Below are 13,610 nucleotides of genomic sequence, written 5' to 3' on the forward strand. Positions count from 1 at the left end.
GTGTCAGAACAGAAGAAAGAGCACAAGAAAGGTTAATTCGCCTACCAGTGCCCAGGCCTGCGATTCGATTTTCCAATGAAACGGCTTCCACTCACCACTTAAATAAGCGATAAACACATAACTAACTAGCAAACTGATCACGACAAGCCCAAGTGTTCTCATATAAAGTGTCTGGTTTACCTAATCTAGTAAACCAAGTCACGTTGGATTGGTTATAATGGTTTTTGATTGAAAATAATTGATCGCCGATTGGGGACTTTGCATCCTCGGTCTGTGGAGACATCTAGAGTATATACATATCTTTTTGGGATGTTCGAAACTCCGTTAGGAGTGGCCTGTTAATAGAAAACAGAAGATTAGACATGCCCAAAGCGCCGTAGGTGCGACCTATATGGGCTGAATTAGGTCGCACCTACGGCGCTTTTAGCCTTTAGTAGGCAAGAATCACTATTGACAGGACGCCCTTATAGGGCTGATTAGTCTCCACAAGAAATGTGTGTATACTCTAAGTGTTTTCACAGACCGCCTGTGAGTAGCCTACTATAAAGCGGTCCGTGAGGACACAGACCGAGGATGCCAAGTCCCTCCGTGCCTCTGTGGACAATCATAAAAAAGCGGTTTCCTTTTAAAAGAAACCGCTTAGCAAAAGGCAATTAGGTATCTTTAAATGCCGCAGCAAATTCTTTCGCGAAATCTTCCAGCTTTACACTCCCTATTACCGTTGGCTTGTGCAGGTCATAATCTCCCCGCAATTTGCCACTGTGTATACAGGCACCTAATTCGACAAAGTTGGCGACCAGTGAAGCAGGCATACCAGTCTTGAGGAGGGCGTCCGTTACTTGCTCTTCGCTGAAGGCTAACCATTGCAAATCAGGCTTACCGATGGCGTTCCCTAACACATGAGCGACCTCGCTGGCGGTGCGGTCATCGCTGGCTATATAGCGAATGTTTCTACCTGTAGCTGATTTTGTCAATTCTTCTGCGGCAACCGTGGCAATGTCACTGGGAGCAACCATCACGAGTCGGTCATCGCCACCGTAAACCGAGCCGATCAAGCCCTGTTCTTTGATCATGGACACAAATCCGTACAGATTGTAATAGAAGTAACCAGGGCGCAGGTGGGTAATGGCCACATCCGACAGTTCATTCAAAATACCTTCTGTATGATGGGAGCCAAGGATAAATCCGGTTCCTTTGGGCAGATGCGCACCATAACTGCTGAGGTGAACAACATGCTGCACACCCGACCTCTGAATGGCTTGCGCGTAGTTGCTGCCGATTCGACGATAATACGCTAACTGATCGGGTTCGGCATAATTTGGGGGGATCATGGCGAATATGGCATCGGCTCCAGCAAAGGTAGCGGTCAGAAAATCAACGTCTTCCAGGGAACCAATGGCGGCTATCGCCCCAATCTGGGTAATCTCATTTTGTTTTTCCGGCTTACTGCTGATAACCGTAACCTGATGACCCTTTTGTACGAGTTCCTCGGTTAGTGGCTTGCCAATATGGCCTAACGAACCTGTTACTACAACGTTCATAACTAGCTGTTTTTGTTTACAGCACAAAGGTCTGGTCTGTAGACCTTAGCCTTGTAGTTGAATCTTCGATTGTTGTAGCCGTTTCTTGACTGATTCGCCAATGGCTTAGTTGAACGAATGGCGGAATACCAAAGGCGACGTATTGGTCTTACTTTTAAATAATTTACTGAATGACTGCGAGTGTTCAAATCCCAATGCGTAGGCAATCTCACCAACCGACAAATCGGTTGTGGATAGTTTTTCTTTTGCCTTCTCGATCAATTTATCGTGGATGTGTTGTTGGGTACTTTGCCCGGTCAGTACGTTCAGCAAAACACTTAAATAGTTGGGCGATACGTTGAGCGCTTCGGCAATGTGTTGAACCGTAGGCAACCCTTTTTCGGCTAAAGCATCGCTAGCAAAATAAGCGTCAAGAGTAGCCTCAAGCCGATTCAGGAGCTGGTGATTGGTAATCTTTCGGGTTATGAATTGCCGATGATAGAAGCGATCGGCATAAGTTAGCAATAAGTCGAGCTGAGCGAGAATGACATTCTGGCTGAATTTGTCAATGTTTGCTCGGTATTCCTGCTCAATGTTTTTCAGGATGCCAGTAACCACCGCTTCTTCTTTTTCCGAAAGGTGCAGGGCTTCGTGGACCGAATAACTGAAATAGTCGTATTGCTTTATGGTTTTGGCTAACGACGTGTTCCATAAATAATCGGGGTGAACGAGAAGTAGCCAGCCCGTATGCTGTAGGTCGCCGTCAGCCTCAATCGTAAAAACCTGTCCGGGCGACATGAAGACCATGATCCCTTCATCGAAATCATAGTCCTGTTGCCCATATTTCAGCTTGCCGTTGAAATTCCGTTTAAGCGCGATGGAGTAAAAATTATGGATTTGACCATACGATTTTTCACCCGATGGCCGCCTGATGGCTTCAAAAGGAACGACGCTGATTAAGGGGTGCTCTGGCTTGGGAAGCCCCATAACCTGATGATAGTCAGTTATGGTTTTAATCCGTTGAGGCTGTACGTTTTTCATTCGTAAGTGAGTTCGTTAAATCAACCCGTTTCATTTTTCAGCGATCGGTGCCTTCGTAAAACGGCCCCACGCAATAAAAGCCGCAAGAACGGCGAAAACGATGTTTACACCAATGACCGATGCTTCTCCTCGGGTAATGTGAAAAATACTGGCGCAGATCATTAACACTACGGTCCCTAAAGCGGCAATGGGCGTTAGTTGCGGTTTGATGCGAAGCCATGCTGGCAGAATCAATCCAACAGCACCCAATAAGTCGACCAAGCCAGTAAATTTTACGAAGGCTACCGGAATCTGACCGACCCAGGGCCACATGTTGGCTAACTGATCAATAGGCTGAAACAGTTTCATGGCGGCTGCCCAAATGAATGTAGCTGCCAGAATTACTTGTATAATCCAGAGGGAAATGTGTAGTGCTTTTGACGGTTGTTGGCTTGCCATACTGCGCTATTTTTTAGTAATGGCGCAAAAGTATTTATGTTTGCTATCCGATTGATAGTACTTCCATTTTGGATAGCACTATCCAAAATGGAAGTACAGTAAACCCAGGAATCGATGTTACTCAAAGGTGGATGTCCAAAAACAGCTCTTTCCATCAAGGATGCCTTAGAAGCGCTGGAAGGCAGATGGAAATTACTCATATTATTTGCGTTATCGACAGGCGATAAGCGCTTTAAGCAGCTTTCGAGAGAAGTGCCTGGTATTACCGACAAAACACTGTCGAAAGAATTGAAAAGCCTGGAAGCCAACAAATTAATTCAACGCGATGTCCACGATACGTTCCCACCCACGGTAGCGTATTCCATAACCGAACACGGAAAATCACTGGAGAAAGTGATGGATGAACTTCATTATTGGGGATTAGCGCATCGCAAAGAGATAATGGGAACGTAATTCCTTCCCGCCTAAACCACTTTATACGTCTGACCGGTTTGTGCGCCTAATACGCTCTTAACATAGGCCTGCGCTACGCGGTGCATGGATACAGGAATATGACCTGGGAAAAACGGGAAATAGCCTGGTGATTCTTCAACGACACCTGGTGCTACGGTGTTGATACGTACACCCTGTTCAAGCTCGATGGCAGCCGCCCGTACAAACGAATCCAGCGCCCCATTGATTGTGCTGACCGACGCACCCAGTACAATAGGGTCGTCGGCCAAACTGCCTGATGTTAACGTAAACGATCCTTTGGGGTTGATATAATGCTGACCAATCAATACCAGATTGACCTGACCCATTAGTTTGCTGTTTAAGCCAATTCTAAAATCAGCATCAGTCATTTTGGGTAACGGGCCAAAATGACCATCGCCCGTCGTGCTGATGAGCGCATCGAACGGACCAGCCTGTTCGAACAGGTTTTTAATGGAATCAGGATTGGTAATGTCTACCTGCATATCCCCGCTTTTTGAGCCTACTTTCAGGATTTCATTGTCTTTTTCTAACGCGCTGACTACGTGCTTACCGATGGTACCCGTAGCGCCAATAATGATAATTTTCATACTGATTCGTGAATTTGTTAGGCGAAAGTAGGCCAATACTCTACTTTTGTCAAGTAATTACCTTTTTGTCTAGTAATGACAAAAAAGTGATAATTGTGCCTGATCTATGGAAACCGAGAAAATAAATTACCACAGTGCAGAAGAATGTCCGATAACGGCTACGATTGATGTAATAGGCGGTAAGTGGAAACCACCTATTATCTGGCTATTACTAAAAGGGCCGATGCGTTTTGGCGAACTTCATAAAACGATTCCGGGTATGGCCTTGAAGGTTTTATCAAGACAATTGAAAGAACTGGAAGCCGATGGTATTGTGGTTCGCAGAGCCTATCCAGAAGTCCCCCCTCGGGTAGAATACTCGTTGAGCGAAAAAGGCGAAACGCTCAGAGCGGTTATGTTTATGTTATCGGACTGGAGCCGGAAGAATATTTTAGGGGAGAAAGTATAAACTACTTTGTGCAAAAGCCGTATTAGTAAAACGTTGTTGAAATCATATGGCCAAATCGGTTAGTCTTTCAACGCAATCGCAGAATTGGGTGCTGGCGGCCATGATTCTGGCATCTAGTATGGCCTCTATCGATGCGTCTGCGTTAAACGTAGCGCTACCTGCTATTCAGCGTAGCCTGAATGCCGATGCTACACAACTGGTTTGGGTTGTCAATGCCTATGCCCTCATGCTGGCGGCCCTAATTCTGGTGGGCGGTGCACTGGGCGATCATCTGGGCCGGAAGAAAATAATGCTTGTTGGGATCAGTCTGTTTGTTGGGTGTTCGGCTGCCTGTGCGGTTGCTCCTTCCATCGAGTGGCTTATTGCAGCACGTACTGGACAAGGACTAGGGGGAGCTTTACTCATACCCGGAAGTCTAGCCATTATTACTGCCTTATTTGATGATAAGCAACGAGGCAAAGCTATTGGTACCTGGTCTGCGGCTGGTGCCCTTACAGGACTGGCTGGCCCTTTGCTGGGTGGATTGCTGGCTGGAGAAGGACTATGGAGAGTCGTTTTCTTATTGAATATACCACTTGGGTTGGCAGCATGGGCAATTATTTATCGAAGCGTTCCTGAAAACCGGGATGAATCGGCGAACGGGCCCGTCGATTATATAGGCGGAGGAGCAGCGTCGCTGGGTCTGGCCAGTTTAACCTACAGTTTCACTATGTGGTCGACGTTGGGACCTGCCCAACCGGCTGTATATGGAACACTGATTGGAGGGATTATCGGCCTGACTGGGTTCGTCTGGTATGAGATGCGTCAACCGCGGCCACTGGTGCCCATGTCGTTATTCAGCGTAGGCGCGTTTGCCGGTACTAACTTATTGACCCTCTTTTTATACGGTGCCCTCAGCATTGTCTCTTTTTTCTTATCCCTGAATCTAGTACAACTGCAAGGCTACCGTCCGGCGCTGGCGGGATTAGCGTTTATGCCGTTACCCTTGCCCTTAATTTTACTTTCTCGTTGGGTAGGTAAGCTATCCGATCAGTATGGCCCTCGGCAACTTTTAATTTCGGGCCCTATCGTTACTGGTCTGGGATTTTTAGGCCTCTCGCTGATAGGACTTACAAAAGGGGCTTCTGACTACTGGCTCACTTTTATGCCGTGCGTGCTAACAATGGGCATTGGGCTAACACTCACGGTAGCCCCACTGACCAATACCGTAATGGGCGCTGTTCCGAATCATTATGCAGGCACAGCATCGGGAATAAATAATGCCGTTGCTCGTGCCGCTGCCGTATTAGCATTGGCAGTCGCCGGATCGGTGGTTCTGGCGACATTCCGACATCAGTTGAGGCTACAAATCGACGGGCTACCTTTGCCTGCGGCTGTTGTTGAGGATTTACAAGCCAAATCTAGTCAGCTGGGAGGCACACCGATTCCGGCCGGAATTTCTGCATCAGGGCGAGCATCCGTACATCGGGCTATTCAACTGGCTTTCCTGCATAGTTTTCAGGTGATTATGTGGGTCTGTACTGGGCTAGCGTGGCTGAGTGCCATCATGGCTGCTTTTTGGGTGAAGCGTCGCCAGAAAAAGCCGCGTCCCCCCGTTAACCAATAAGTAGTTTGATGAGGGGACGCGCTACGAATCCTGCTGATTGCCGAAGCGTGCATCTCGCATAATCCAACATAGTACACTCGTAAAATACTCTTTAGTGAGCCTCCGACATAGCTTTGGCGGCCAAGGCAATCTCGGCTGCCGATTTCTTTTTGGTGCGCAAGAAATAAACCAGGGGCAGTATCAAGAGAAAGAAGATGCCCACCAGCCGAAACGTGTCCAGGTAAGCCAATAGATAAGCCTGTTTATCGACGGTAAGGTCCAGCAGCTTATAGGCCCGTTGACTAGCGCCCCCCATCATATTGAGTCGCTCGGTAAGTAGAGGGTTGCTCGGGTCCAGATTACTCACCAGATCGCCCCGATGCTGGGCATAACTGCGGGTAACAAAGGTGTTGGCTAGTGCAATACCGAATGCGCCCCCCAATTGCCGAATCATATTGTTGAGCGCAATGGCCGACGGGAAATCTTGGGGAGGTAGTCCGGCTACTGCCTGATTAATCAGGGGTAGTTGCAACATCGTGACGCCAAATACCCGCATCATTTGCGCCCAGAAAAAATCCCATTGGTTCGCCTGCCCGTTCAGTGTGCCACTATAAAAGCCGAACACAACAAATGTACACATCCCGATAATGATAAAGGGCAGGGGAGAAGCCCCAGTCGATAAACGCCGACCGATAAGCGGAAACAGGGGAATACCAACCAACGTAGGCCAAAGTAGAGAAAGCCCCGTCATGGTAGGTGTGAAGCCGTTGATACGTTGTACCAGAACTGGGTAGACGAACACAGAGGTAAACAACCCAAGTCCGGCAACAAAACTGAAAATGGTCGTTACGCCCAGCGTCCCTTTTGAGAGAACACGCAGATTGACAACGGGATGGTCGGTGGTCAATTGCCGCCAGATGAAACCAACCATGCCAACCACAGCTGCTATCGTAAAGGTTACGATCGTTTTCGACTCAAACCAATCGTCGGATTGCCCTTTTTCCAGCACATATTGTAGCGAACCGACGCCCACGGCCAGCAGGGTAATACCCAGATAGTCAATCTTGATTTGACTCTTACGTGTACCCTCACCGGGCTTCTTGGCAATGTAAAGGAACGTAAGAATGGTCGCGACGATACCGACAGGTACGTTCACGTAAAAGATGTAAGACCAGTGGTAGTTTTCGACAATAACTCCTCCCAGAAATGGCCCTAATGTTGGCCCGAGGATGATACCCATGCCAAAAATACCGGAAGCGACTCCTCGTTTGGCGGGTGGAAACGCATCAAAAATGATTCCCTGAGACGTAGACAACAAGGCCCCACCACCGATGCCCTGGATAAATCGCCAGAGGACAAGTTGCCATAAACTGGTTGAACTGGCACAGAAATAGGACGCAGCCGTAAACAGAACAATGGAGGCCAGATAGTACTTTTTACGACCAAAATACTCGGCCAGAAAGCCCGTCATGGGAATAATGATCACGTTGGCAATGGCGTAGGAGGTAACCACCCAGGCAACGTCTTCGATAGTGGCCCCTAAGGCTCCGGCAATTTCATTCAGGGCTACGTTGACGATGGTAACGTCGATCAATTCCATCACTGCGGCCGTAATAGCCGTGACGACGATAATAACACGAAGCAATCCTGTTGGGAGGGCAGGCGCTTGAGCAGCTAATGGTTGTTGCATAGTACGTATAGAGACATTAGAATAACCCATCCCCAGCCGTAATAATTTCCCTCAATTGAAAACTGTAATGAGGTTATAATGTGGGCTATTCGCTTAGAAACCGTGCTATAACCAGTTGTAAACCGAATTGGCTCACCCCTAATTTTAAGGTAAGCGTGTACGGAGCTACCTAAACAATGAGAAAGCTTGCCGATTTTTGCCGCATGAAACAAGCCTTCCTATTCGTTCTACTTTTAATCGACTTCAGTGCTACAGCTCAAGTATTGCGAAAAAGAACCGTTAAACTCATGGGTAGCCGGTTCGACATTACCATTGTGGCTATCGATTCACTAACCGCCGAACAGAATATTGACACGGTAATTGCTGAAGTGACGCGGATTGAAAACCTGATTTCGGACTGGCGAGCAAATACGCAAATTTCGCAAGTCAACAGAAACGCTGGCATTGCCCCGGTTAAGGTCGATGCCGAAGTAGTTGCCCTAACCGAAAGGGCATTGCATTTCTCCAAAACCACGAATGGAGCTTTTGACATTAGCTTTGCGGCCATGGATCGAATCTGGAAATTCGACGGCTCGATGACAAAAATGCCCACAGCTGAAGCCATCAGGAAATCGGTCGAGAAAGTTGGCTACAAATACATCATCCTGGATCGGGAGAAATCGACCATTTTTCTGTCGCGCAAAGGCATGAAAATTGGTTTTGGAGCCTTAGGCGAAGGCTATGCTGCCGATCGTTGCCGTGAGATGATGTTGGCTCGGGGAATCAAGGCGGGTATTGTCAATGGTTCGGGTGATATGAATACTTGGGGGAAACAACCCGATGGGCGCGACTGGTCGGTGGGCATTACGAATCCATTGCATAAAGATACCGTATTCGCCATTGTTCCGCTCCGGAAGAGCGCAGTGGTAACCTCCGGGAGTTACGAAAAATTCGTAGTCTTCAACGGGAAGCGGTATGCTCACATCATCAACCCCAGATCAGGATACCCCGCTACCGGCCTGAGTAGCGTGACGGTCTTCGGGCCTAGTGCCGAAACGGCCAATGGGTTCAGTACGTCGCTCATGGTATTGGGCAAAGTAGCCGGATTAAAACTGATTCGAAAGTACCCAGAATACAGCTACATCCTTATTGCCGATGATGGTGAGGTTATTTCTTCCAGAGATTTAGGTTTGAAAAAGAAGCGGTTATAGATGCAGATTGTGCCTTTATCTGTAAGTACAAATCTCGGATGCTGGCAGAGTAACCCCTGCGGGGTGACCTGTCAATAGTTCTACCACATACCCCCAACGTGAAGCGCCGTAGGTGCGACCTAATTGTCTCTATATGGGTCGCACCTACGGCGCTTACTGGTTGGAATAGATCTATTTTTCTATTAACAGGTCGCACCTATGGTGCTGTAATATCGGTCTATAGAACACAAGACACGGTGAAGATAAATCGCTCAATAACAGTCCATCAGCACCAGACTGTGTGATTGATAGACACTTACACTTTGGCCCAGTTTGGTTTGGCAGATGGATTCGAGTAGTTCAAGGACATCCTTTTGCATCGCCAGCGAGCCGCAGATCATTAGTACCCCTTTCATGAGTAATGTATTGGCAATGAAGTCGGCATCTTTGGCGAGGAGATCGCTAACGTACTGCTTTTCGCCTTCCCGTGAATAAGCCACGTGCAGGTTGGTGAGCTTTTGAGCTGACTGGCTTTCTGTCAAAAACGCCTGATAAAGTCCAAACGATGCGCTTTGCCGGAAACCACAGTACAAATGACAGGGAGTCTGCTGCTTATTCTGGCTGATCATACCCAAAAACGGAGCAATACCCGTCCCATTCGCAATCATAACCACAACCGGGGCTTTTGCTGGGAAATGGAAATGCTCGTTTTTGACAAGGCGTGCCTGAGTGGTTTCGCCCGGTGTTAACGCATGCAAGAAGCTGGACCCCAATCCGCCCGGATGCAATCGGACACTCAGTTGAATGGCTTGATCAACTATTCCAATTGAATACAACCGCTCCCGGTGGTCATTGCCGGGGTAGATCGCCAGCAAATCGCCTGACGTCACACTCTGGCGAGATTTAGGCTGCAATTGGAGCAGAAATGTACCATCGGGTTCAGACGTTCGGGTGTTGTTGACGACGGTTAGCGTATCCAAACGACGTGTTGGCGATTTCAGTAAGTCGGACGAAATAGTAATGGGGATATTCGCCTGTTGTGACCAGGCTTCGGCCCATAACCCAAATTCGTCCAGCGCCTTATCGTTCACCGTATGTATATCTACAAACGGAACAGCCCAGGCCTGTCGAGACAGTAGTTGATTCACCTCGAAGGCAAACTTGCAGAAATCGGGATAGGCATGCGACCCAAAACCAAGCACTGAATAGCGAACCGGTTGTTTCTGAGGGTACTTTTCTACCAATGCCGCTAATTTTTGGGCATTGGTTGGGGCATCACCGAGCCCGTAAGTAGCCGTCAGCACAATCAAGTATTCTGCGTTCGGGGAAAGGGCGTAGTTGTTAAGTTCGGTCAGGAAAGATTTTTCGCCCTGTTTGAGTAATTGTTGATGAATGATCTGGGCAAATCGGTACGTACTGCCATTCTCCGAACCCACCAGAATGATAAATCGGCTCTCGTTGGCGGTATACTTGTTCTTGACACGATTAGCCAGCCGTTTCCAGGTAATGACAAAGCCAGAATAAATGAAAAATAGGATGTTACCAGATGCGATGGCCAGAATAATGGCCCAGATGACACTGCCTCGACCCGTGTGCAAATCTAGACTCAGGTTGGTGAGCAAGACGGCCGTTGGGTACTTCGTCTCATTAAGAATGTCGCCGGTAATCTGATTGACAGTCAACTCCCGGTCATTGAGTTTTAACGTGTAAAACTCTTCAGGGTCTTCTGAAAATGGAAATTCAATGCTTTGGACGTCTGCCAGTCGCGTGTTCTTAAACACATCAAAATCGGCCAGTTTTCGTTCCGGCTTTGATCGGATGGCATCGAAATCAATGGTAGAAGAGACTTTTTTCGTTCCGATTAAGTCGAACCGGGCTAGTGAAAGATAGGTGCCCGATAAGGCAATAACGAAAATTGGAATCAACGACAGGCGACCCAATACAACGTGGTAATACTGCGCAAAGTTGTCCCGTACAATTCGGGTGAAAAATCGTTTTAGGCCCCGTTGCCGCTGAACAACCAGCATGGTGCCGGAAACCGTAATGAGCAGTAACAGAAACGCCGTTAATCCGATAAAAAATCGACCCGCTTCGTGCAAAAATAATGAACGATGCAACGCCGTGACCCACTCGAAAAATTCATTCTGTTTGGTTGGTACGCCCAGCGATTTGCCCGTTTGTGGATCAACGTAAACCGTCAGGTTTTTACCATCGGCATCGCTTCCCTTGATCTGTACAAACTGGTTGGCATCGACGCTTAACTCACTAATTTCAGAATAGCTTTTTTTGAGACCCGGTAGGGTTTGTGCCAGTGTAAGTTGATGGAAATTGTCGACACGATACGGTTGAAGTTTCTGCGTTACAGGTTCGAAGGTCAGAATAATACCTGTAATGGAGGCTAGTGTCAATAAAAGAAAAGAAGATACAGCCAGGACTAAGTGGCTGTATCTCCAAACAGAAATGGTCATAAATCAGGCTGCTTTAAGTAGGGCAACTGGGGGGGAATGACTAATGTAAAATGAATAATGGCTAATCGACGACTGTTCATTATTCATTTTACATTATCCATTATTTATTGCCATCATCTCAATTGCTTGTGTTGGGGCTAAAACGCACGTAGCGAATGTAGCCGGTTCCTTCACTCTTGGCTGAAAGAGCCTCTGTTGTGAGCGGGATTTCAAGGTCTTTTACGTAGTAGGGTTTGTCTTCCACACCACTTTCAAACCGTAATTTGTAATCCTTGTCAATCTTCGCGCTTTCGATTTCCAGTACGGTAACGCTCCGGTCACCGCCAGCCACCGAGGCCCCGGTTATGGCACTGATGTCGGTTTTTTTCTTGGCGTAAGCCTTATACCATTCTTTTATGTCGGGATACCATTTTTTGTTAGATCCGAGCACGTATAAGGTCTTATCATATCCCCCTTTGCCATTGATGAGCGATACCACGATATAAGCGCCTTCGCCCATGTAGTTGGTCATCTGGATCATGCACTTATACTTCACAGTACCAGCTTGTTGCGCTACTGATGCGGATGGTTTGGCCAGTGTAAGTGCCAGCGCCAGTACGCCAATTTTATATAAACAGGACATCGTCTTATTTCAGGAAGTTAACAGATATATTGTTTTTTGTCAGCGATTCATTCTCGCTCGCCAGATCGAAAGCAGTCTCTTTAAAGTTGGTCGAAATGTCTTTCTTCGCACCGATCGACAGTAGGTATTTCAGCAGGGCATCATCTTTCGAGATCATTGCTGCTCTGTGCAGGGCGGTCAGACCTTCTTTGTTTTTGCTATTCACGTCAATCTGGAGGGGTTCCAACCGTTGAACTAACGAAAGGTCATTTTTGGCGACGGCTAAATGGTAGAGGGTATTCCCGTTTTGTTGGGGCGCTTTAATATCCAGTCCTTTGCCCTGCAGCTCTTTTAATTTGGCATCAAAATCAGCTCCCGCCTGGGGGCCACTGTTGGGTCGGTAAGATTGCACCAGATAAGCAACCACGTTGTCGCCTTTTTTATCCGTTACTGCAACGTCAGCGCCTTTGCTTAGTAGATAATCCACCACTTCGGGCGAGTTGCTTTGAACCGCCATCGCCAGAGCCGTGGTGCCTTTTTGATTGCCCTGATTGATGTTTTTTACCTTGGGCTGTAACAACTCCAGCACAGCAATATCCCGATTGGAAGCGGCCGCATTCATAAATACCGTATTGCCATCTTCGTCGGCCTGATTTACATCGACACCTTTATTCAGAAAATACTGGATAAGCTCATTTTGCTTGGGTCGGCGGGCAATGGCGTGCAGCACATTTTCGCCACTCTTGCTGGTTACAGTTGGCTTAATACCTAGGCTTTCGAGGTACTGAAACACTTCGATTGGGGCAACTCCCTGACGTCCACCCTGACTGGCCATAATCATAGCCGTTGCATTTACGGGTACGCCACGTTGTTGAAGCGCTTTGAGGGTGTTGATATTGCCGCTTCGGGCTGCATAGCTAAATGCGTTGTTTCCAGCGGCATCCGTGCTTTTCAAATCCAGTCCTTTCGAGACAAAATAGTCCGTTAGTTTGAGGTCTTTGTCGTTGGCAATCGCGAGCAACAGCGCATTCGCACCCTCATGATTCAAGTCCTTTTTTAGATTGGCCCCATTTTGCAGACATAAGTCATATACCTGCGTATTCGGCTGACCGCTCCCGGCGGCAAAATTCAGCGGAGTAGCCCCGTGACTGTCTACCAGATTTGCTTTGGAACCCCTGGCAATCAGGTATTCCATAATCTCTACATTGCCCCGCAAAGCCGCCCAGTGCAGGTAGATACGACCGTCGTGCGTAAGTTTGGTAACATCGTTTCCGGGTTGCGACAACAGGTATTTGATCGTCTCGTTGGGTACCTGAGCGTTGATGGCCAGCACAACAGGGTCAAAACTATTCGGGTTGAATTGAGAAGGGCTATTTCCTTTCTCTACTTCGGCTTTAACCTGGCTGGCATCCGGCTTATTTTGCCAGAACGACTGGTCAAGCAGCACATTTTTCTGGGCCTGGGCAGACAGTGAAACACCCACCAAAATGGCGATAACTAATTTCTTCATGCGAATACACTCGAGTTGAGAGGCTAATTCAATGCGTTTAAGCCGCTCATGGACCTAAACGGGCTGCAAATTAATAAGA

13 protein-coding genes are annotated in these 13,610 nt (G+C 47.7%); 4 read left to right on the forward strand and 9 right to left on the reverse strand.

What is annotated here, in order from left to right; genetic code table 11:
* Window positions 1-3: 3 nt before the first annotated feature.
* From H3H32_RS06940 to H3H32_RS06955, 4 genes are all read right to left on the reverse strand, one after another.
* On the reverse strand, window positions 4-162 hold the full coding sequence (locus H3H32_RS06940; RefSeq protein WP_182462012.1) for a hypothetical protein: 159 nt from the start codon (window positions 160-162) through the stop codon (window positions 4-6).
* Window positions 163-653: 491 nt separating this feature from the next.
* Entirely contained in the window at window positions 654-1,541 is an 888-nt protein-coding gene (locus H3H32_RS06945) for an NmrA family NAD(P)-binding protein (protein WP_182462013.1), read from the reverse strand.
* A 105-nt stretch (window positions 1,542-1,646) separates the two neighbouring features.
* The gene (locus H3H32_RS06950) at window positions 1,647-2,561 is read right to left on the reverse strand and encodes a helix-turn-helix domain-containing protein (protein ID WP_182462014.1); all 915 of its coding nucleotides are present in this window, start codon (window positions 2,559-2,561) and stop codon (window positions 1,647-1,649) included.
* A 30-nt stretch (window positions 2,562-2,591) separates the two neighbouring features.
* Window positions 2,592-2,999 (reverse strand): DoxX family protein, encoded by a 408-nt coding sequence (locus tag H3H32_RS06955; protein ID WP_182462015.1) that lies wholly within the window; start codon window positions 2,997-2,999, stop codon window positions 2,592-2,594.
* 114 nt (window positions 3,000-3,113) lie between these two features.
* Here H3H32_RS06955 and H3H32_RS06960 point away from each other — a divergent pair, with 114 nt between their 5' ends.
* Window positions 3,114-3,452 carry a winged helix-turn-helix transcriptional regulator gene (locus tag H3H32_RS06960; RefSeq protein WP_182462016.1) on the forward strand — a complete coding sequence of 113 codons (339 nt, stop codon included), beginning with the start codon at window positions 3,114-3,116 and terminating at the stop codon, window positions 3,450-3,452.
* An 11-nt stretch (window positions 3,453-3,463) separates the two neighbouring features.
* Here H3H32_RS06960 and H3H32_RS06965 read toward each other — a convergent pair whose 3' ends face one another.
* Complete coding sequence (locus H3H32_RS06965) at window positions 3,464-4,060, reverse strand: short chain dehydrogenase (protein WP_182462017.1); 597 nt, start codon at window positions 4,058-4,060, stop codon at window positions 3,464-3,466.
* A 106-nt stretch (window positions 4,061-4,166) separates the two neighbouring features.
* Between H3H32_RS06965 and H3H32_RS06970 the strand changes: the two genes are divergently transcribed.
* Both H3H32_RS06970 and H3H32_RS06975 read left to right on the forward strand, forming a co-directional pair.
* A complete protein-coding gene (locus H3H32_RS06970) occupies window positions 4,167-4,508 on the forward strand; it encodes a winged helix-turn-helix transcriptional regulator (RefSeq protein ID WP_182462018.1) in 342 nt (113 codons plus the stop codon).
* A 46-nt stretch (window positions 4,509-4,554) separates the two neighbouring features.
* Window positions 4,555-6,114: an MFS transporter gene (locus H3H32_RS06975; protein WP_182462019.1), complete on the forward strand. Its 1,560-nt coding sequence runs from the start codon at window positions 4,555-4,557 to the stop codon at window positions 6,112-6,114.
* 91 nt (window positions 6,115-6,205) lie between these two features.
* Here the strand turns inward: H3H32_RS06975 and H3H32_RS06980 are convergent, their stop codons facing one another.
* On the reverse strand, window positions 6,206-7,783 hold the full coding sequence (locus H3H32_RS06980; protein ID WP_182462020.1) for a DHA2 family efflux MFS transporter permease subunit: 1,578 nt from the start codon (window positions 7,781-7,783) through the stop codon (window positions 6,206-6,208).
* A 203-nt stretch (window positions 7,784-7,986) separates the two neighbouring features.
* Here H3H32_RS06980 and H3H32_RS06985 point away from each other — a divergent pair, with 203 nt between their 5' ends.
* Window positions 7,987-8,973 carry an FAD:protein FMN transferase gene (locus tag H3H32_RS06985; RefSeq protein WP_182464260.1) on the forward strand — a complete coding sequence of 329 codons (987 nt, stop codon included), beginning with the start codon at window positions 7,987-7,989 and terminating at the stop codon, window positions 8,971-8,973.
* Between the two features lie 251 nt (window positions 8,974-9,224).
* Here the strand turns inward: H3H32_RS06985 and H3H32_RS06990 are convergent, their stop codons facing one another.
* The 3 genes from H3H32_RS06990 to H3H32_RS07000 form a co-directional block, all read right to left on the reverse strand.
* The gene (locus tag H3H32_RS06990; RefSeq protein ID WP_182462021.1) at window positions 9,225-11,420 is read right to left on the reverse strand and encodes a PepSY domain-containing protein; all 2,196 of its coding nucleotides are present in this window, start codon (window positions 11,418-11,420) and stop codon (window positions 9,225-9,227) included.
* Between the two features lie 118 nt (window positions 11,421-11,538).
* Window positions 11,539-12,042 carry a DUF2271 domain-containing protein gene (locus H3H32_RS06995; protein WP_182462022.1) on the reverse strand — a complete coding sequence of 168 codons (504 nt, stop codon included), beginning with the start codon at window positions 12,040-12,042 and terminating at the stop codon, window positions 11,539-11,541.
* 4 nt (window positions 12,043-12,046) lie between these two features.
* Window positions 12,047-13,531 carry an ankyrin repeat domain-containing protein gene (locus H3H32_RS07000; protein ID WP_182462023.1) on the reverse strand — a complete coding sequence of 495 codons (1,485 nt, stop codon included), beginning with the start codon at window positions 13,529-13,531 and terminating at the stop codon, window positions 12,047-12,049.
* Window positions 13,532-13,610 lie beyond the last annotated feature (79 nt).

The sequence above is a fragment of the Spirosoma foliorum genome (assembly GCF_014117325.1).
Lineage (GTDB): Bacteria > Bacteroidota > Bacteroidia > Cytophagales > Spirosomataceae > Spirosoma > Spirosoma foliorum.